Consider the following 19,398-nt stretch of genomic DNA (forward strand, 5'->3'; position numbering starts at 1 on the left):
GTACCAACGTTACGACGTTGAATTACAGTACCAGTATAAACCTGAATACGCTCTTTGTTTCCTTCTACAATTTTAACGTGAACGTTAACTGTGTCACCAGCCTTAAAATCAGGTTGTGTTTGTCTCTTGCTAGCAAATTCTGCCTCGACTAACTTAATCAAATCCATTGTTTTGTTATTTACTTGATTATCAAATATTTACACGCTTAGTGAAGCGGCTGAACCGTACAAAGCCCAGCATTCGCCTAATCGGACTGCAAAGTTAATTAATCTTTGCTGTAAATCCCACAAACAACGAATGAAATTTTCGTTTGTTGTATTTGCTTGGACTAAAGTATAAAAAAAAATATTATTTGTAAAGTTTTATTTAAAAAATTATTTTTTTTTCGGGATGAATTACTTACAAATAAACCCTCTTCTTTTACCGCAAAGTCAAATAATCAAATAAAATGAGCTTCGTTGAAGTATTTCGATGAAAGGACCGAATATATTATGCGTATTTTTTTATGATTGCGATTTGTCCAGCATGATAGGTTGTATGTGAAATGATTCTACCAAATGCCTCTGCTTTGGTTTTTGTACCAAATTCTTGGGTTGAAATGGTTTTCTCCCAGTCTTCGTCGCTTTGTTTTTCAACGATACTTTTTAGAATAGTAAATGATTGATTGACATAAGCTACTAATTCCGCCACATTAGTCCATTCGCCCGTATCTTTTTTGTCAATTACAGTCTTTGCTGAAACTTTTACGGTGCTGTCGCCAAAGACATTTTTTGCAAATAGTAACTCAACATCACCAATGTGCCTAATCAGAAAACCAATGCTATTAGGCGAAGGACTTAGCTTTTTTTTTAAATCGTCCTCATGTAGATTTTGCAGTTGATTAGAGAATCGAGTACGGGCTTCAACCCATAATTCGAGTAGAATCGTAGTTTTACTTTTCATTGCTGGTAAGGTTATTTGACTAACGAAAAGGCATAAAGCATTTCGGTTAAGAAATCTCTAGCCGTTTGATACATTTACTCAATCCCATATATTTTTATATTGCAATATTGCGATAATATTTTCTTTAAAAAAAGAGAAATCGATAATTTCTCTTGGTAGAGCAAGCATAGATTTCCATCAGTTTTAACTAATTGTTTTGAAAGTCCACGCTACAATTCGACTGATTTTTTGACCCTGTGCCATATTGAAGGTTTTAACTTGAAGGGCATTTACTTGCTTTAGGTAATAGTAAATGCTTAGTAAATGTTCTTTTTTTGAAATTAAACTAGTAAACCATGTAATTTGTTGACTAATTTCTTTGCTTTCAAAAATCATATTTCTAACGAATGCTTCTTCACCACCTTCGCACCAAAGTTCGGCATTTTGTCCGCCGAAATTAAGTTTATTTGTATTTTTCAACCCTAAGTTTCTATTTTTTCTTTCGTTTCCCTCAGCAGCAGCTGTTGATGAAGCATGGAATGGCGGATTACAGATAGAAGCATCAAAAGATTCGTTTGGATTAATAATACCCTTAAATATATGATTGCTTGAAGGTTGTAATCTAAATTCAATTTTATTGGCCAAGACATTATTACTTTTTACGATATTTTGAGCCGATTTGATGGCAACTGGGTCAATATCTGCACCAACAAAATCCCAACCGTAGGCTTGCGAACCGATAATTGGATAAATACAATTAGCCCCTACACCAATGTCTAAGACTTTATTTCTTTTACCAGTTGGAATTGTGTTTTTATTGTTATCAGCCAATAAATCGGCCAAATAATGAATATAATCTGCCCGTCCTGGAATGGGTGGACAAAGGTAGTTTTGTGGAATATCCCAGTTGGGAATATTATAAAATTGTTTTAAAATAGCCTGATTAAGTGCTTTTACTGCATCTTGATCTGAAAAGTCAATACTTTCTGCACCAAATTTGTTCACAAAAACAAAAGGTTTTAATGCTTCATTGAGATTGGTTAGTTCTCTGAAATCATATCTAAATCGGTGGGGATTACGTGGATGTAATTCCAATTTTTCATTGGAAATTTCTTTTTTTTCTGACTTTGTACTCCCTTTTTTGTGCATGTTTTCTTTTTTTGCAAAAATACATCTGAATATTCATAAACAAAAAAAAGCACACGCTCTAAACGAAGAGGTGTGCTATACGTTATTTATTTAACCCTAAGTCTTTGCGTTTAAAATAGGCGTAGAATCAGCCTAATTCCCAAGATTTAATCCAAAATAATGCTTCTATAGCTTTTTATAATTTTGTAATAGTTTTGATAAGAGTATAGTAAGTTGTGTGGATTCAACAAACTTTCATGGCTCATTATTGATAATGCAAAGTTAGTCTATAAAATAGGAATAGAAGTAGAGTTAAATTACGATAATCATTAGGGGTTTTTACTTGAATTTATTTATATTCACCAAAATATCTGACTCAAATTAGAGATACAACAAACAAAAACGACAAAATGAATATTCAAGGAAAAGCCAAAGAACAACTTACCTATGATGCCATTGTGGTGGGCTCTGGAATTTCAGGAGGATGGTCTGCCAAAGAACTTACAGAAAAAGGTCTTAAAGTATTGATGCTTGAACGTGGTAGAATGATTGAACACGTGAAAGATTACCATACGGCGATGAAAGCTCCATGGGAATTTCCACACCATAATCTTAAAATGTCTGATGAAGATTTAAAAAAATATCCAATTCAAAATCGAACAGGTTTTGCTATTACTGAAGCAACCGCTCATCATTTTGTTAATGATTTAGAGAACCCTTATATCGAAGAGAAACCTTTTGATTGGATTCGTGGGTATCATGTTGGGGGGCGTTCGTTGATGTGGGGTAGATATTCGTTTAGGTTTTCGGACATTGATTTTGAGGCTAATGCAAAGGAAGGAATTGCTGTTGATTGGCCCATAAGATATAAGGATATCGCTCCTTGGTATGACCACGTTGAGCGTTTTGCTGGTATAGCTGGCAACAGAGATGGTCTTCCACAATTACCTGATGGTGTTTTTCAACCAGCTATGCCTGATAATTGTATAGAAAGCCATTTTAGAAGTACAATTAATGGTAAGTTTTCTGATAGAAAAGTAATTTCGGCAAGAGCCGCTCATTTAACAGAGCCAACTGAAGAACAATTAAGTTTGGGGCGTGCAAAGTGTCAGTATCGCAATATGTGTATGCGTGGTTGTCCGTTTGGTGCGTACTTTAGTAGTCAATCGGCAACAATTCCAGCCGCACGTAAAACAGGTAATTTGACTATTAGACCGCATTCGATTGTAAATTCAATTATCTATGATGAGAAAACGGGTAAAGCATCAGGAGTAAGAGTCATTGATGAACAAACTAATGAATGGTTGGAGTTTAACGCAAAAGTGATTTTCTTGAATGCTTCAGCCTTGGGCTCTACTTATATTTTAATGAATTCAAAGTCCAACCGTTTTCCAAATGGTATGGATGATAGTGGTCAGTTAGGGCACAATTTAATGGACCATCATTTTCATGTTGGTGCGAACGGAGAATATGATGGAGATTTAGATAAAGTTTATTTCGGAAGGCATCCAGCAGGACTTTATGTGCCAAGATTTAGGAATATTAATGGCGATAAACAAAGTTTTAAGCGTGGATATGGTTTTGAAGTTTATACATGGAGAGATGGTTGGGGAAGTAATGCGGAGATGGAAGGTTTTGGACAAAATTTTAAAGAAAAAAATACTGAGTTTGGTAACTGGAAAATGATTTTAGATGCTTTTGGGGAATGTTTGCCTTATTTTGAAAATAAGGTTTCGTTGACCGATGAGCAAAAAGATAAATGGGGGCAACCTGTTTTGAAATTTGACGCACAACATCGAGAAAATGAAATTGCCATGAGAAGTGATGCCCAGCAACAGGCCATTGCAATGATGGAAGCTGCCGGATTTAAAAATATTGAGGGTTTTGATTCAAAAGCAACGATTGGCTTAAGTATTCATGAAATGGGTACAGCTCGTATGGGCAATGACCCCAAAACGTCTGTCTTCAACAAATTTAATCAACATCATGCAGTAAAGAATGTTTTTTGTACTGATGGAGCAGTTATGACCTCTTCGCCTTGTCAAAATCCATCATTGACCTACATGGCACTTTCTGCAAGAGCAGCGAATTATGCCGTTGAAGAGTTGAAGAAAATGAATTTATAGTTTTATGATGAAATACAGCAAATTTACAGAGGAGTAAGATTTAGTTTTGAAAAGATAATTTGGATACTTTTATATTAAGTATCCAAATTATTTATACTTTTCGAGTGGGTAATTAGAGCCTACACTTTTACCTTAGCTTTCAAATCTTCTCCACCTCCAAAACAGCATTTTTATTTAATCTACCGTATAAATGCGGGAAATATTCATTATTTGTGGCTAATTCATATTTTAACTCAGCAGTGAGCTTTTCTGTATCAACATGTAGTTTTATTAAATTGGTTTGACCAACATAATACCTTTCTAAAACACCCGCTACTTGGGTGCTAGTACTTAAGTGGATAAATGTTTCTTCATTGAAAGTTGGACTTTCGTAATAGTCTAAACCTTCAAATTTATCGAACCATGATTGTGGGGTAATGTGATATATTATTGCCATTTCTTAAAAATTTGACTATAAAAAAACGCCCATTTGGGCGTTTTCATTATGCTTTTACTTTTCCCCAGCCCATTGTTGAAACCATCCAATTGGGTAGAGGTTTTTGTGTTTTTCTTTTCTTCAAATCAAGATACCAACCGATTTTCTTTAAAATTGGTACTTTGTGTGTTTCTACAAACTCAATTAATGTCCCATCGGGGTCTTCTAAGTAAGTAAATCTACCACCTGCTTTGCCCATAGCAAAGGTGTCGGCACTATCAACTGTAAATGGAAAACCATTTTCAGCACAACGTTTTTTCAGGGCATCCATATCAAGTGTATCAAAACACACGTGAATAAAGCCGAGGTCTCCCCAACTTCTACCTTCAAATATTGTTTTAGGAGTTCTGTCCAATGATTGTACTAATTCAACTTCCACATTCCCCAATAATCTACTAAACGCTCCATTATTGCTCATTGATTTTCGAAGTAAAACTCTACGAAATTGCTTGTTCTGAGCATCCAAAGAACTAAAGTCTTCAAAAGTGCCAGTTTTATCATAAACTAACTCGTTTATTTGAAGTACATCTTTGTATAATTTTAGGGCTTTATCAATATCACTGACACCAATTACAACGCCTACAACGCCACCAGTAAGACTGATATTAGCTTTGAACCAAGAATCATCATTTACAATCTGTAACTGGTTGCCATAGCTATCTTTAAGCCATGAAACAGCTTTGTTTTCGGGAGACTGGTTTGTAGAAAGGCCTTGCTTTTGGGCGAATTGGTTAACATCAGTTGACTTTATTTTTACGGCAAAAATGCCTAAATCGCCAATTTGAGGTTCGAAATTAGGAGCAAGAGGTTCTGGCCGATTCGATTGCCAAATTTCGGCACCACCACCACCAGCCATATTAAGGGCCAAAATGGCTCTTCTTTGACGAACGACACCATTGGTATGACGGGTCATGAGTGTAGCTTCTGCTACATCATCAAAAAGCGGGACATTCAATCCTAAAGTTCTATTGTACCATGCAAACGCTTCTTGGGCATTTCTTACTCCGATTCCAACTTGCTGAATTCCACTAATTAATTCTGACATATAAAAAAACTAATAGGTTTAGGTATTACTCTTTCAATGATGACAGTCAAAGAGTAAATTACCCTCATGTGTCAAAAAAATTTAACGGTAATCTAACATTTGGCGGTAAGTTTCCACCATTTCTTGTTGCGAGGCACGTCCACTTAAAAACATCCTCATTACCTTAAAATTTGCTTTCTGAACTCGAAGATAGGAATTTGTTTCGTATTTTCGGGCAGAAACAATGACATTTTTTGGAATAATACCGAATTTTAGCTCTTTTTTAGCTCTCAAGATAAACTCATAATCTTCCATAATTTGATGATTTTCACAAAAACCACTCATTTTATCAAAGTCAGATTTTCTAATAAAAAGGGTTTGGTCGCCACCTCTACACCAAATAAATGGAAATCTCGTGCAAAATGCATTAATTTTTAATAACCAATTTGAAGAATTGAATTGGTATCTATAACAACCAAAGTCAATTCCGTTTTCCAAAGCTTTAATAATATCATTGGCAAAATCTTGATGAATTATCGTGTCAGCGTGTACAAAATAGAGTATTTCGCCTTGAGCAATTTTAGCTGCGGCATTCATTTGTATTCCTCTACCTTTTCTTGAAGACTTAATTGTTTTTGCTCCCAATTTCTGAGCAATCTGTATAGTTTGGTCAACCGAGTTTGGAGAATCAGAAACGATTATTTCTTGTAGATGAACACCACCATATTGATGAATTCTTTCTATCAATGCACCAATATTTTCGGCTTCATTATAAGTTGGTATGATTACACTTATTTTCAATGGATTAACAGATAAATTTTTACAGTTTTTTGTTAATTTACGATAAAAAGTTTAGAATAGTTTTTTTGTGGAATCATAAATGAAAATATTGTCGTTACATCAGATTAGAGAAGCCGATTGTTTTACTATTGAGCACGAGCCTATTGCCTCTATAGATTTAATGGAACGAGCTTCCAGAGCATTTGTCAATTGGTTTTGTAAGAGCTTTGAAACAGGAGATTACAAAGTAAAAGTATTTTGTGGTCTTGGTGATAATGGTGGTGATGGCCTTGCCATTTCTAGAATGTTACACCCTTTAGGTTATGATGTTGAAGTATATGTGGTAAAGTATTCTTCTAAAGAATCGGACAATTTTAATATAAATTTCAATAGATTAAAAACTCAAATTGAAGTGAATGTTATTGATGATGAGCAGTTTACGTTAAGTTTAAATAGCGGTGATATTATCATTGATGCCCTTTTAGGGTCGGGAATTTCAAGGTCAATCGAAGGTTTACTTAAAACGGTAGTTGAACAAATAAATAAGAGCGAGGCAATGATTATTTCGGTAGATATTCCATCAGGTCTTTTAGCGGATAAGCCTAATAATCAATCAGATACCATTATCAAAGCGTTCCATACTGTATCGTTTCAAGTACCCAAATTAGCTTTTATGTTACCACAAAATGCTGAATTTGTGGGTAATTGGCACATCGTTGATATTGGCTTGTACCAAGCATTTATCAATAAGGCTGAGGTTGTTTTTTTCTATTCAACACCACAAGAAGTTGAAAAACTAATTAAGCCAAGAGCAAAATTTTCTCATAAAGGTACTTATGGACACGCTTTGTTGATTGCTGGAAGCTATGGTATGATGGGAGCGGCCATTCTTAGTGCACGTGCTTGTATGCGTTCAGGCGTTGGAAAGTTGACGGTACATTCGATAAGTTCTGGTTTGCCCATTTTGCAAACAGTTTTACCCGAGGCGATGTATTGGGAAGTTTTAAACAATGATAAATTTCTGACGACTGACTTTAAAATTGAAGATTTGAACAGCCGTTTTCAAGCAGTGGGTGTAGGGCCGGGAATTGGTGTTCACGAAGAAACAGGGATTTCCTTGATAAAACTATGTAGGCTATGTAAAGAGTTGGTAATCCCCATGGTCTTAGACGCCGATGCACTTAATATTTTCGCTTCTCAGTTTGGTGATGATTTTACAAACGAAATTCCAGAAAATAGTATTCTTACTCCACACCCCAAAGAATTTAGAAATTTAGTTAATCAATCATGGAATAATGACTATGAAAAGTTAGAGCTATTGCGAAAGTTAGCTATTCAAAATAAACTCATTGTTTGCTTGAAAGGGGCAAATACGGCCATAGCTTTACCTAACGGAACGATTCATTTTAATTCATCGGGGAATGCTGGTATGGCTACTGCTGGCAGTGGTGATGTACTAACAGGTATTATTACAGCTCTTTTGGCACAAGGTTATTCTCCTGATGAAGCAGCAATTTTGGGTGTTTATATGCACGGCAAAGCCGGAGATATAGCAGCTGAAAAATTTGGAATGACCAGTATGATTGCAAGCGATATTATTGAGAATATACGCTTTTAAAAGAATATTTAGTTGTTGTTTCAAAAGTAAAAAGAACTTGTTGTTTGGTCTTCTGAATCAAAAAATAACAAACCCTCTGAATTGGAATCTAACTTTCCTAAAACCTCACCATTTGAAAGCCAAACAGCCGATTGACCTTTGGCAACAAAATCTTCTGCGGGGCCTACCGAATTGCACATTAAAACAGTAAAATTAAAACATTGAGCAATTTTTGGGTAGTGATTATAAGCTTTTTCCAAACCTTTGGTAGATTTTGCAACACTAGCTATATATAAATTAGCTTTAGCTTTGGCCGCTTTTTCGGCGTGTTTTTCTAATAACGATTCAAAACAAATCGCTGGAGCAATCAAATTATTTTCCTGCGAAATTAAAACTTCATCATTACATGTTACAAAATAGGGTAGCTCATCGGCATGAAGAATCTGTTTTGAATATACTTTTAAGGGAAGATTTTTTTGAAAAATAAGCATGCTAATACTTACTCCCAGAGCTTGTAAAAGTGGTGCACCAATACAAATGGTAATATTTGATTGGTTGCTCAGCATTTGAAATATGTCAAATCGTTTATCGGTTGGAGTTGTGGCTAAAGTTCTAGCAAGTGTTGGTTCATAAGAGCTGATTGATAATTCTGGGAAGAAGATAAAATCAGCCTTCATTTCAATGGTTTTTTCAATACAATTTACGTGTTTCTGTATATTTTTTTCAATTTCACCTCTATAAGATTGAATTTGTGCAAGACATATTTTCATAAAAAAGGGGATTTTGTTCGATATTAGCGAAAAATCCCCTTTTTACTAAATTTTTACTCAATAATTAAAAACTCTACTCTTCTATTTTGTTTGCGACCTTCCTCTGTGTTATTATCAGCAATTGGCTTTGTATCGCCATAACCTTTGAATTGAATTCTATATCCGGGAATTCCTTTGCTGATTAGGTATTCTCTAACATTGTAGGCTCTTTCTAGTGATAATCGCTTATTTTGGCTTGCTTCGCCCACATTATCGGTATGACCTTCAACAATGATATTCATTTTAGGGTCATCTTTGAGCATTTTTAATAAACCATTCAGTTGTTCGTACGAATTAGGTAAAAGTTTTGATTCTCCAATTTCGAAATATACTTTATCAAGCCTAAACTTATTTTCCTCAATCATTATTGGTTTATTTTCTTCCTTTTTACTCTCAACTACTTTTGGCGTTTCTTTGACTGTTTCGGGTTTCTTGATTTCTTTCTCAATTGGATTTAGATAAAAGCTCTGATTAAACAGTTGACTTTTATCTAGTTTCGATAAATCCATGCTCTCTTGCGTATTTTCATAGCCTTTGGCCGAAGCAATAAAAGTATAGGCTTCAGGTTTAATTTTAAAGGTAAATTCTCCTGTCGGAGTGGTTTTTACTGAATCAGATTTTTGTGCATCAAAGTCATAACGGTACAAAACTTTTCCAACAATCGGTTTATTGGTTTTAGAGTCGATTAGTTTACCTTTGATTGTAAGCATGACCTCTTCATCTTCTCTAGGTGCTGATTTTTTTGTATCAGTTGGTGGAACTTGCACCAATGGGTTATTGATATGAACCCCATAGAAATTCCAATATTTATGACTATCCTCTGGACGATTTTTACCTTCTATCAAATTAAAGGTTTCAATACCGGGGTCGAGTTTTTCAAAATACACTATAAATCTATATTTCTCTCCTGGAACAACTTCTTTTTCTTCTGGTAATTCGGGAATCCCAGTACATTTAACATATTTGAATCGTTTTCCATTTCCGTTAATATAGCTTTTAGGATTAAAAGAAATGGTATAACCACTATTTCTTCTTGGTTGGTTTTGATAAGGGAATTGAAATTGATAGTTATTTCCGCTTGCTTGGGTAATCTGATAGGAGAAATAGACAATGGTATTATTGCCACGAATTTCAACTTTTGTTATATCGGTTTCGTAGCTGGTTTGGTCATCAATCTCGGGCATTTTTGTGATTATTTGACCAAAACTATTGAGAAAAGATAAAATAAAAAGTGTTGATAATAATTTTTTCATCGTGTTGAATGTTCAATTTTACTCCACCAAAAAAACGATTGTAGGTATTTTTTAGTTTATTTGTGGTTGTTAATTTTTGTTAAATAAAATTCAATGAAAACCCTTAACGATTTACTACAATTGGGAGACCCTCGTTTATATGAGGTTTGCGAGCCTGTTCAAGAAAATGAATTGCCAATGGTTAAAGAATGGGTGGCTGATTTACACAATGTTATGGAAAAAATCAGAGCCAAATACAAATTTGGTCGTGGAATTGCTGCTCCGCAGTTGGGTATTATGAAGCGATTAATTTATTTGAATTTGAATACACCTTCAGGAAGTATTCCATACATTATTATTAATCCAGTATTTGAGAATTTGAGTGAAGAGCTATTTGAACTTTGGGATGATTGTATGTCTTTCCCAAATTTGTTGGTCAAAGTTAAACGCCATCAATCATTGACTATTAAGTATTTAGACGAAAATTGGCAACCCAAAGTTTGGAAAGTGGAAGGGGCAATTTCTGAACTTTTACAACATGAATTTGACCATCTTGAAGGTATTCTTTGTACCATGCGAGCCATTGATAATCAATCTTTTAAATGGAGACCAACGCCTGATTCTAATTGAAAATTTAGATTAAAAAATGATGAAAAAATCCCCCTTGTGCGTAGGTGTGTGCGAATGTGGGGTTGTCAAAACGATTGTAATAGTACCAACCATGCTTCTTTGACTTTATTTTGTTCCAATAATTTGGCTGCTTCGGCATGTAATAAATTATCAAGAAATGCACAGCCGTACATTACTTGCTCAATAATATTTTGCATGACTGAAGATTCCTTGTAAGCTAAAACTTCTTCTTGGCTTGGTAATTCTTCAATATTTCCTAATTGCCCTAAATGATTACCTGTAAGTATTTTAGATAATCTGATACTTTCAGGAATGGCGTCATAACCAATGCCAATTTTGGTGTTTGGTTTTTCTACTTCAAACATCGAATCATTATTCGCACGCACGTACCAATCTCCTCCCATGCGTACTACCCAATCGGTTTTTGTTTGGTCTATTTTGTTGTGTTCATTTAGTATTAGTTCAGAAAAATGAGCCATAATTACCTCACAAATAACCATGTTCATGGTGCCAATTTGTTTGATTTCCAGTACTTTACATTCAAATTGTGCTTTTGATTCTTTTACTCTTGGCGGTTGAACTAAAATAGATTTTTCCTCCGTAAATCCTGCTTTTATAAATTCGTTTGTACCCTTTGGATATTCTACACTTGAGAGTGACATTTGCTGTACCATATTGTAATCAACAATATTGATGACTACTTCAGGAATTTCTTCAAGATTTAGTATTGTATCTTTTTTAGAGCCATCACGTCCTCGATTATTAGGGGCAAAAACCAAAATTGGGGGATTTATGCCCATAATATTAAAAAAACTAAATGGACTCAGATTTACATTACCTTCTTTATCAATTGTACTCGCAAAAGCAATGGGTCTTGGGGCTACTGCACCCGTCATGTAGCTATAAAAAACTCTTGGATCTAATTCTTTTGGATTTAACGTTAGCATGTTTTTTGTTGAAAAATAACCCTCTGCCCTATGTAATAATTTCCCCTTTGAAGCAGGCAGGGGATGTAAACTATATTTAAACTATTTTACCAAATACTTCTCCAAACCCAACACGTTTTCCATCTTTTTCGCAAAAACCGTGCATCGAAACTCTATCTCCATTTTCGAGATATGTTCGGGTTTGTCCATCGTTTAAACTAATTGTGTTTTTACCTGCCCAAGTTAGCTCAAGTAATGAGCCATAAGAATTTGCTTCAGAACCACTGATAGTTCCAGATGCTAAAATATCGCCAATTTTTAAGTTGCATCCATTCACCGTGTGGTGGGCTACTTGCTGGGCAATATTCCAATACATATATTTAAAATTTGTCTTACAGATGGTGCTTTCGTTTAATCTAACCGCAAGTTTGATATCAAAATTCCTTGCACCATCTATTTGTAGATATGGCAATGGCGTAGGGTCTTGAATGGGGCCATTCACACGAAAATCTTCTAATGCATCAATCATTACCACCCATGGAGAAATTGAAGAGGCAAAGTTTTTACCTAAAAATGGGCCTAAAGGTAAAGTTTCCCAACGTTGAATATCACGAGCCGACCAATCATTGAAAAGTACAAATCCAAAAACATAATTTTCGGCGTCTGCTACTTTTATTTGTTCTCCTTGTTGGCTGTTTCTTCCAATAATAGCACCTATTTCTAATTCAAAATCTAATTCTTTAGTATATCCATAAATTGGACTAGCAGAATCTGCGGGTTTAAATTGCCCCATCGGTCTGTGTATATCAGTACCCGAAACTACAATCGAACTGGCTCTTCCATGATAAGCAATCGGAATATGTTTCCAATTTGGATAAAGTGGATTATCTGGTCTGAAAATTTTTCCTGCATTGGTCGCGTGTTCAATGCTTGAATAAAAATCAGTATAATCACCAACTTTTACGGGCATGTGTAAGTTTAGCTCATCAATTTTATGAAAAAGGGCATCAAAATGTCTTTTTAAAGGAGAATTTTCAACTAATAACCATTCTTGGATTTGTAATCTGACTTCATTGCAGCGTTTACGCCCCAGCCCAATAAATGGATTAAGAGAATTTTGATTGAAAATATTTCTAGGAATTTCAAGTAGTCCTAACTTTCGAGCAAGTTCTAAATCAATTACCCATTCACCAATTCGGCAACCTACGCTTGGTTTTGATTTTTTTTTACTGAAAATTCCGAATGGAAGATTAAATATTGAAAAGTCGCTATCTTTAGATATATCGAGCCAAGTATTCATTTTTTGATTATTTACAAAATCAGTTTACAAACTTCAGTATTGTAAACTGATTTTGTAAACTATTGATTATTTATCGCTCACGTTTTTATAAATCGTGTCCATAATTCTCACCAGATGGTCGTAATCTTCATCGGTTAAACTACCCCAAGATTTCCTTCGAATATCAGCAATAACCACTAATGCATTTTCGTGCAGTTTTTCACCTTCTTCGGTCAAATAAATATTAAATTTACGTCGGTCATCATCGGCCATTTGGCGTCTAACTAATCCTTTTTCAACCAATAAATCTAAGATTCTGGTAATCGTCGGAGCATCTTTTGCGGTATCTACTGCCAAGTCATTTTGACTAATCCCTGCTTTGGGCTTAATGTGGTCAATAACCACCCATTGGTCAACAGTTAAGTCAATTCCGCCGTCAGTAAGTCCCTTTTGCATGAAACTTCTGATTCGTTTGATGGTGGTATCAATCTTGAAATAGTAAGAACGCTTATCTAAGTGAGTCATTTATTTAAAATTCAGTCTTTTTCTACTTTAGTTTTGGAAGTTAGCTTTTAGCAGAGTAACTATCTGATTGAGAGATTCGGTTTTTATGAAAATTTGCAAAAGAAATATTGATAAAAGTGCGAAAATTCCAAAGAATATCCAAAGATAAAAGCTAATTGCCAATTACTACAAACAATATTAATTACAAAAGTAGAAAAATCCTTCAATTATTGATACACTAATAATTGACGTTCTAAAATTTCTTCAAATTTTTTTAATGATTGATAAAGTTGTTCGTAAGATTCAATGACAAAGTATTTTTTTTGATAAGCATCAATTTTAACCTCTGTATTTAGAATCTTCTCAATATTATAGGTCACTCTTTCGGGAACCCCACTCACTAAACTATAGACACTTTCTCCGCTTGAAGAAATGATTCCACCACCATAAATTTTTAATTGGTTATTTTCACGAATCAGTCCAAATTCTACCGTAAACCAGTAAAGTTTTTGGAGCAATTTTATTGCTTCTTCAATATGAATATACTTGAGAGAAATAACACTAAACTCAGCGAGGAAATCGCAAAAAGCTTGATTTGTCAACAAAGGAATATGCCCGAAGGTATCATGAAACATATCAGGTTCTTCTAAATATTCTAATTGCTCTTTAGTTCTAAGCCATGTTGAGGCTGGAAACTTTTTCGATGCCAAAAGTTCGAAAAATTCCTTAATTGGTACTAAACCCTCACACGCCACAACTGTCCATCCAGTTAATGCTTGAAGTTTTGGATTTATTTCTGTATCAAAATTCGGAATATGTTCTGCTGTAAAGCCAGCCTTATCAATTCCTTCTAAGTAATCAATGCTGGCAATTGCAGGTAATTTCTGCATTTGTCGTTCGAAAAGTAATTTCCAAACTTCTTGGTCGGCGGAGGTGTATGCTTGATAATTTTGATTCATTTTCAGAATGATTTAAAATTATTCTATAACGTTCCTCTTAAAATTTGTTCACGTTCAATTGCTTCAAAAAGGGCTTTGAAATTGCCTTTTCCGAATGATTTTGCCCCTTTTCTTTGAATAATTTCAAAGAACATTGTTGGACGTGGTTCGATTGGTTTAGTGAAAATTTGAAGTAAATATCCTTCTTCATCACGGTCAACCAAGATTCCTAGCATTTTAAGTTGTTCGATTTCTTCTTCAATATCTCCAACTCTACTTCGCAAATCTTCGTAGTAGCTATCTGGTACTTGTAAAAATTCAACACCATGATTTCGCAAGTGCGTAACCGTTGTAATAATATCATCAGTAGCAACCGCCAAATGTTGTACGCCAGAACCCTCATAAAAATCTAAGTATTCTTCAACTTGTGAGCGTTTTTTCCCCTCGGCTGGTTCGTTAATTGGAAATTTGATTCGACCATTACCATTCGACATCACCTTGCTCATCAAAGCGGTATATTCGGTAGAAATATCTTTATCATCAAAACTTACCAACTGATTGAAACCCATCACGTTTGAATAGAAATTTACCCACTCGTTCATGGCATTCCAACCTACATTCCCAACAATGTGGTCAATATACTTCAAACCAACTGGAGCAGGGCGATAAACTGGATTCCAAGGTCGGAAATTTGGTAAAAAGATACCTTTATAGGCATTTCTTTCTACAAAAATATGAACAGTATCACCGTAAGTATGAATACCTGAACGAACCACTTTTCCATTTTCATCCTCTTCGACAACGGGTTCAAAGTAAGGCTTCGCTCCACGAGAAATGGTCTCGTAGTAAGCATCGCTGGCATCATCAACCCAAAGGGCAACAACCTTTACACCATCGCCATGTTGGTCAATGTGACGTCCAATTTCAGTATTTCCGTGTAAAGGAGAAGTTAATACTAATCTAATTTTACCTTGTTGAACAACGTAACTTTCTCTGTCACGGAGACCAGTTTCTAAACCTGCATAAGCTAAAGGTTGAAAACCAAATGCTGTTTGGTAATAATGGGCAGCTTGTTTGCAGTTTCCTACATATAATTCAATGTAGTCTGTGCCATTGATTGGTAGGAAATCATTTTTTTGATCGGTAATATTTTGAGTTTCTTGAAGTAGCATTTTATTATTTTTTTTAGAATGTTGATATAAATTTTGAATTAACACGAAGCCATTAAGAACATAGAGAAATACTAAATGAAACTACTTGCTCTTAATGTCTTTTTGGTATCTATCGCTCAGTTTTAACTAATCTATCCAACTCTGAAAATATTTGCCATCATCATATTTCATGGCATTTTCAGTAATCATCAATGGGCGGAAAGTATCAACCATGACAGCCAATTCATGCGTTTCCTTTTTACCAATGCTTCGCTCCATTGCTCCCGGATGTGGTCCATGCGGAATTCCGCCAGGATGAATGGTAATATGGCCTTTGGCAATATCATTTCTACTCATAAAATCTCCATCTACATAATAAATTACTTCATCGGAGTCAATATTTGAGTGATTATATGGTGCTGGAATGGCTTTTGGATGATAATCGTAAAGCCTCGGGCAAAATGAGCAAACTACAAAAGCATCAGTTTGAAAAGTTTGATGTACTGGCGGTGGTTGGTGAATTCGACCAGTTATTGGCTCAAAATTATGAATTGAGAAGCCCCAAGGATAATTGTAACCGTCATAACCAACTACATCGAAAGGATGATATTGGTAAACTAATTGATGAAGTTGATGTTGTTTTTTTATTTTAATTAGAAATTTACCTTTCTGGTCGAATGTTTCTAAAACTTCTGGAAGTTTATAATCTCTTTCGCAAAAAGGCGAACTTTCAAGGAGTTGTCCAAAATGATTTCGGTAACGTTTTGGCGTATAAATTGGTGAATGGGATTCGACATAAAAAATTCGATTGTCTTCTGTATCAAAATCAATCTGATAAATCATTCCTCTCGGAATAATCAAATAATCTCCATATTCAAAACTAATGTTCCCAAGTTGAGTACGAAGTGTTCCAGAACCCTTATGGATAAACAACAGCTCATCTGAATCGGCATTTTTATAAAAATAGTCTCGTAATGACTTTTTCGGAGCAGCCACACCAATGATGCAATCTTTATTGAACATCATCGGCTCACGACTTTCAAGAAAATCATCTTTGGGTTCCACATTAAAACTAATAAACTTACGCATCATCATGTTGTGCGTATTTGCTGATTTTGGTGTTAAGTCCTGACTTTCAAGGATTTGCATCACTTGCGTTGGTCGATGAATGTGATACATCAATGAAGCCATTCCATCGAAGCCAATTGTCCCAAACAATTGTTCGTAGTATAAACTACTATCGGGCTTTTCAAATTGAATATGCCTTTTGGCTGGAATTTTCCCAAGTTTATGATAGATAGGCATTTTTTTGAATGATTTATCTAAAATTCTATTAATTGCTTTGCTAACTATTGTTGTGCATACAAAATTATAAATAATATTTGTTATGACAATTAAAATATAACTATTTTTTTATTTGTTTAAATTATACCAAGCAGAATAGTAAGATTATAGGACAAGTTTTTAACTTGTCAATCGGAGAGAAGTAATATGAAAAGGAAATGTAGTGGGCGTATCGCATACACCCACATAGATAGGGAGTTAAACTAAATTATCGAGCCAAAGAATGATTTTCTTGAAAACTTCAGCTTTTTCGGGCTCATTATGAGTTTCGTGATAAAGACCTTCCAATGAAATAAAAGTTAAATTCTTACCAGCTTTTTGGGCAAAAAGTTCGCTTCCATGATGAGAGGTGAGTCGGTCGGCTGTGCCATGATAAAGTAAAGTTGGCACTGACAGTTTTGCAGCATTATCAATCGCCCATTGGCCGGTTTCTATCATTTCAATACCCATTTTGGCTGAAACTTTATCGTGCACTAAAGGGTCTTCATTGTATTTTTTCACTTCTTCTATATCTCTCGAGATGGCCGAAGAATCTAAACCGCTACTCAGACTTAACGATGGAAAAATTCCTTTCATCATTCGTCCAATAAAGAGTGTAATTTTCGAAGGTTGAAACGCTAATTGAAAATAAGGAGAAGAAAGAATTGCTCCAGTAATTTTAGGTTGACGACGGAGTAGGTAGTTAGCTACTAAATTCCCACCCATACTGTGACCATAAAGAATTTGTTTTGTATTCGGAAAATGCTCAGATGCTACTTTCAATAAAGTATCAACATCATTTAAAAATGTGTCAAAATCTGGAAAATGCCCACTTTTCCCTTCTGATTTTCCATGACCACGGTGGTCACAGCCAATTACAGAGTAGCCATTGCTCGTAAACATTTCAGCTACATGGTTATAGCGATTGATATGTTCGCCCATACCGTGCATGATGCAAATTACAGCTTTTGTTGGTAGTGTTGACTCCCATTTTTTGCCATAAATATTGAGTCCATCAGAGGATTTCCAAGATAATTCGGTAGTGTTCATAAGGTTTTTAGAATAGATTGATGGTTAAAGATATGAAAAACAAATCATAAGTTGATGTATGTTTGTGGCTTGGGTTGGTTTATTTATATTTGTGGGGGAAAAGCAAAGTTCAGGTGTGATGTAATGATTAAAGTTGAAAGTAAAATATTGTCCGATTATAAATTTATCGACTTATTTGCAGGGATAGGTGGTTTTCATATTGCTTTGTCATCGTTTGGTGCTTCATGTGTTTTTGCCTCAGAATGGGATAAATACGCAGCCGATAGCTATGAAGCAAACTTTAACCAAAGACCGTTCGGAGATATTACTCAAATAAATGAAATTGATATTCCTAAACACGATATTTTATGTGCAGGCTTTCCATGTCAATCATTTTCTATTTCGGGTAAACAAATGGGGTTTGAGGACATTAGAGGTTCACTTTTTTTTGATATTGTTCGCATTATAAATTTTCATAAGCCGAAGGTAGTTTTCTTAGAAAATGTTAAAAACTTGGTTAATCATGATGAAGGCCGAACTTTAAAAGTTGTTATAGATACACTTGAAAGTGTTGGTTATAAGGTTTTTACAAAGATATTAAACTCAAGTAATTTTGGTTTGCCGCAAAACCGAGAGAGAATTTATATTGTTGCATTTCTCACAAATATCGATTCAAATGGCTTTTCATTTCCAAAGCCTACTAACGAACCTACTTCAGTAGAGGAGATTTTAGAAACAAATCCAGTTGACGTAAAATTTATTGAGCGAGATGATATTCAGTTTTACAAAACGTATTTATTTCAAGATACACTTTTCGGGAAAACTAAAATCAACAAACCTCTGCAAATTGGTAAAGTAAATAAAGGTGGACAAGGTGAACGTATTTACGACATACGTGGTCATGCAATTACACTTTCTGCACACGGAGGCGGAATTGGAGCAAAAACAGGGTTATATTTTATAAATGGTAAAATTAGAAGATTAACTACAAGAGAATGTGCCAGAGTGCAGGGGTTTCCAGAAGACTTTAAAATAACCCCAAATACTTCACAAGCATACAAACAATTCGGTAATAGCGTATCGATTAATGTTTTGCAAAGAATAATGATAGAAGTTCAGAAAATTTTACTTAAAAATGAACAAAGAACAATTAAAAGGTTCACAAACAGCAAGGAATGGGTTTCTTAACGAGGATGATATTGTTGAAAAATTCAATGCTTGGCAAATTGATGATGATGCTCAAAAATGGCTTTTGAAAATGGAATATCAATTATCCGAGATTGAGTTTGTCAAAGCGATAAAGCTAAGTGGTTTTAAAACTGATGTTCAAGTTCAGATAACAGTAAAACTAAAAGAAGCGATTGATGCTCAGAATCTACAAGTCAAACTCATAAGCAATCCAAAAGGGTTTAATCAGATAGATAAAAGATGGGTAGATAAATATGTTGAAATGTGGGATATTTCTCCCATAATTGTCTCTATATTAAAACGATATACAGGAGAAATTCAACCAAATATTAATACTC

The 19,398-nt window shown here is 34.7% G+C and carries 19 protein-coding genes and 1 pseudogene; 5 read left to right on the plus strand and 15 right to left on the minus strand.

The window, feature by feature from the left end; translation table 11 throughout:
• The 3 genes from A6M55_RS06015 to rlmF form a co-directional block, all read right to left on the minus strand.
• Positions 1 to 167, minus strand: a 167-nt coding sequence (locus A6M55_RS06015; protein ID WP_156510991.1) for a 50S ribosomal protein L19, incomplete at its 3' end; no start/stop codon positions are given.
• A 322-nt stretch (positions 168 to 489) separates the two neighbouring features.
• Complete coding sequence (locus A6M55_RS06020; protein WP_064196895.1) at positions 490 to 942, minus strand: DinB family protein; 453 nt, start codon at positions 940 to 942, stop codon at positions 490 to 492.
• A 183-nt stretch (positions 943 to 1,125) separates the two neighbouring features.
• Positions 1,126 to 2,070, minus strand: a complete 945-nt coding sequence (gene rlmF, locus A6M55_RS06025) for a 23S rRNA (adenine(1618)-N(6))-methyltransferase RlmF (protein ID WP_064196896.1) — start codon at positions 2,068 to 2,070, stop codon at positions 1,126 to 1,128.
• A 389-nt stretch (positions 2,071 to 2,459) separates the two neighbouring features.
• Between rlmF and A6M55_RS06030 the strand changes: the two genes are divergently transcribed.
• Positions 2,460 to 4,175 (plus strand): GMC oxidoreductase, encoded by a 1,716-nt coding sequence (locus A6M55_RS06030; RefSeq protein ID WP_015030449.1) that lies wholly within the window; start codon positions 2,460 to 2,462, stop codon positions 4,173 to 4,175.
• A 139-nt stretch (positions 4,176 to 4,314) separates the two neighbouring features.
• On the opposite strand, the gene A6M55_RS06035 is transcribed toward A6M55_RS06030, so the two are convergent.
• The 3 genes from A6M55_RS06035 to A6M55_RS06045 all read right to left on the minus strand — a co-directional run bounded on the left by A6M55_RS06035 (position 4,315) and on the right by A6M55_RS06045 (position 6,475).
• A complete protein-coding gene (locus tag A6M55_RS06035) occupies positions 4,315 to 4,611 on the minus strand; it encodes a DUF952 domain-containing protein (protein ID WP_015030450.1) in 297 nt (98 codons plus the stop codon).
• Between the two features lie 46 nt (positions 4,612 to 4,657).
• Entirely contained in the window at positions 4,658 to 5,695 is a 1,038-nt protein-coding gene (locus A6M55_RS06040; RefSeq protein ID WP_015030451.1) for a VOC family protein, read from the minus strand.
• 81 nt (positions 5,696 to 5,776) lie between these two features.
• Positions 5,777 to 6,475: a TIGR04283 family arsenosugar biosynthesis glycosyltransferase gene (locus tag A6M55_RS06045; RefSeq protein WP_064196897.1), complete on the minus strand. Its 699-nt coding sequence runs from the start codon at positions 6,473 to 6,475 to the stop codon at positions 5,777 to 5,779.
• A gap of 79 nt (positions 6,476 to 6,554) precedes the next feature.
• Here A6M55_RS06045 and A6M55_RS06050 point away from each other — a divergent pair, with 79 nt between their 5' ends.
• On the plus strand, positions 6,555 to 8,072 hold the full coding sequence (locus tag A6M55_RS06050) for a bifunctional ADP-dependent NAD(P)H-hydrate dehydratase/NAD(P)H-hydrate epimerase (protein ID WP_064196898.1): 1,518 nt from the start codon (positions 6,555 to 6,557) through the stop codon (positions 8,070 to 8,072).
• Positions 8,073 to 8,092: 20 nt separating this feature from the next.
• On the opposite strand, the gene A6M55_RS06055 is transcribed toward A6M55_RS06050, so the two are convergent.
• Positions 8,093 to 8,821 (minus strand): carbon-nitrogen hydrolase family protein, encoded by a 729-nt coding sequence (locus A6M55_RS06055; RefSeq protein WP_064196899.1) that lies wholly within the window; start codon positions 8,819 to 8,821, stop codon positions 8,093 to 8,095.
• Positions 8,822 to 8,874: 53 nt separating this feature from the next.
• Entirely contained in the window at positions 8,875 to 10,113 is a 1,239-nt protein-coding gene (locus A6M55_RS06060; protein ID WP_052315401.1) for an OmpA family protein, read from the minus strand.
• Positions 10,114 to 10,206: 93 nt separating this feature from the next.
• Here A6M55_RS06060 and A6M55_RS06065 point away from each other — a divergent pair, with 93 nt between their 5' ends.
• Positions 10,207 to 10,722 carry a peptide deformylase gene (locus A6M55_RS06065; protein WP_064196900.1) on the plus strand — a complete coding sequence of 172 codons (516 nt, stop codon included), beginning with the start codon at positions 10,207 to 10,209 and terminating at the stop codon, positions 10,720 to 10,722.
• Positions 10,723 to 10,787: 65 nt separating this feature from the next.
• Here A6M55_RS06065 and A6M55_RS06070 read toward each other — a convergent pair whose 3' ends face one another.
• From A6M55_RS06070 to A6M55_RS06100, 7 genes are all read right to left on the minus strand, one after another.
• The gene (locus tag A6M55_RS06070; protein ID WP_064196901.1) at positions 10,788 to 11,669 is read right to left on the minus strand and encodes a flavin reductase family protein; all 882 of its coding nucleotides are present in this window, start codon (positions 11,667 to 11,669) and stop codon (positions 10,788 to 10,790) included.
• 76 nt (positions 11,670 to 11,745) lie between these two features.
• Positions 11,746 to 12,948 (minus strand): fumarylacetoacetase, encoded by a 1,203-nt coding sequence (fahA, locus tag A6M55_RS06075; protein WP_064196902.1) that lies wholly within the window; start codon positions 12,946 to 12,948, stop codon positions 11,746 to 11,748.
• Positions 12,949 to 13,014: 66 nt separating this feature from the next.
• The gene (locus tag A6M55_RS06080) at positions 13,015 to 13,452 is read right to left on the minus strand and encodes a MarR family winged helix-turn-helix transcriptional regulator (protein WP_015030459.1); all 438 of its coding nucleotides are present in this window, start codon (positions 13,450 to 13,452) and stop codon (positions 13,015 to 13,017) included.
• 206 nt (positions 13,453 to 13,658) lie between these two features.
• A complete protein-coding gene (gene phhA / locus A6M55_RS06085; protein ID WP_064196903.1) occupies positions 13,659 to 14,390 on the minus strand; it encodes a phenylalanine 4-monooxygenase in 732 nt (243 codons plus the stop codon).
• A gap of 23 nt (positions 14,391 to 14,413) precedes the next feature.
• Positions 14,414 to 15,541 (minus strand): 4-hydroxyphenylpyruvate dioxygenase, encoded by a 1,128-nt coding sequence (gene hppD / locus A6M55_RS06090; protein ID WP_064196904.1) that lies wholly within the window; start codon positions 15,539 to 15,541, stop codon positions 14,414 to 14,416.
• Positions 15,542 to 15,667: 126 nt separating this feature from the next.
• Positions 15,668 to 16,825 carry a homogentisate 1,2-dioxygenase gene (locus A6M55_RS06095; protein WP_064196905.1) on the minus strand — a complete coding sequence of 386 codons (1,158 nt, stop codon included), beginning with the start codon at positions 16,823 to 16,825 and terminating at the stop codon, positions 15,668 to 15,670.
• 237 nt (positions 16,826 to 17,062) lie between these two features.
• Positions 17,063 to 17,893 (minus strand): alpha/beta hydrolase, encoded by an 831-nt coding sequence (locus tag A6M55_RS06100; protein WP_064196906.1) that lies wholly within the window; start codon positions 17,891 to 17,893, stop codon positions 17,063 to 17,065.
• A 123-nt stretch (positions 17,894 to 18,016) separates the two neighbouring features.
• Between A6M55_RS06100 and dcm the strand changes: the two genes are divergently transcribed.
• Together dcm and A6M55_RS06110 are read left to right on the plus strand one after the other, a co-directional pair.
• Complete coding sequence (dcm, locus tag A6M55_RS06105) at positions 18,017 to 19,060, plus strand: DNA (cytosine-5-)-methyltransferase (RefSeq protein ID WP_064196907.1); 1,044 nt, start codon at positions 18,017 to 18,019, stop codon at positions 19,058 to 19,060.
• Positions 19,008 to 19,398: pseudogene (locus A6M55_RS06110) on the plus strand (type II restriction endonuclease); the annotation flags it as partial. The gene dcm and the pseudogene A6M55_RS06110, both read left to right, overlap by 53 nt.

The organism is Emticicia sp. MM (assembly GCF_001649495.1).

Excerpts from the sequence above, each read along its gene's own strand:
- hppD (WP_064196904.1), bottom strand. The coding sequence starts at position 15,541 with ATGCTACTTCAAGAAACTCAAAATATTACCGATCAAAAAAATGATTTC.
- A6M55_RS06080 (WP_015030459.1), bottom strand. The coding sequence starts at position 13,452 with ATGACTCACTTAGATAAGCGTTCTTACTATTTCAAGATTGATACCACC.
- dcm (WP_064196907.1), top strand. The coding sequence starts at position 18,017 with ATGATTAAAGTTGAAAGTAAAATATTGTCCGATTATAAATTTATCGAC.
- A6M55_RS06095 (WP_064196905.1), bottom strand. The coding sequence starts at position 16,825 with ATGCCTATCTATCATAAACTTGGGAAAATTCCAGCCAAAAGGCATATT.
- A6M55_RS06100 (WP_064196906.1), bottom strand. The coding sequence starts at position 17,893 with ATGAACACTACCGAATTATCTTGGAAATCCTCTGATGGACTCAATATT.
- A6M55_RS06050 (WP_064196898.1), top strand. The coding sequence starts at position 6,555 with ATGAAAATATTGTCGTTACATCAGATTAGAGAAGCCGATTGTTTTACT.
- A6M55_RS06030 (WP_015030449.1), top strand. The coding sequence starts at position 2,460 with ATGAATATTCAAGGAAAAGCCAAAGAACAACTTACCTATGATGCCATT.
- A6M55_RS06020 (WP_064196895.1), bottom strand. The coding sequence starts at position 942 with ATGAAAAGTAAAACTACGATTCTACTCGAATTATGGGTTGAAGCCCGT.
- A6M55_RS06060 (WP_052315401.1), bottom strand. The coding sequence starts at position 10,113 with ATGAAAAAATTATTATCAACACTTTTTATTTTATCTTTTCTCAATAGT.
- A6M55_RS06040 (WP_015030451.1), bottom strand. The coding sequence starts at position 5,695 with ATGTCAGAATTAATTAGTGGAATTCAGCAAGTTGGAATCGGAGTAAGA.
- rlmF (WP_064196896.1), bottom strand. The coding sequence starts at position 2,070 with ATGCACAAAAAAGGGAGTACAAAGTCAGAAAAAAAAGAAATTTCCAAT.
- A6M55_RS06065 (WP_064196900.1), top strand. The coding sequence starts at position 10,207 with ATGAAAACCCTTAACGATTTACTACAATTGGGAGACCCTCGTTTATAT.
- A6M55_RS06035 (WP_015030450.1), bottom strand. The coding sequence starts at position 4,611 with ATGGCAATAATATATCACATTACCCCACAATCATGGTTCGATAAATTT.
- phhA (WP_064196903.1), bottom strand. The coding sequence starts at position 14,390 with ATGAATCAAAATTATCAAGCATACACCTCCGCCGACCAAGAAGTTTGG.
- A6M55_RS06055 (WP_064196899.1), bottom strand. The coding sequence starts at position 8,821 with ATGAAAATATGTCTTGCACAAATTCAATCTTATAGAGGTGAAATTGAA.
- A6M55_RS06070 (WP_064196901.1), bottom strand. The coding sequence starts at position 11,669 with ATGCTAACGTTAAATCCAAAAGAATTAGATCCAAGAGTTTTTTATAGC.
- fahA (WP_064196902.1), bottom strand. The coding sequence starts at position 12,948 with ATGAATACTTGGCTCGATATATCTAAAGATAGCGACTTTTCAATATTT.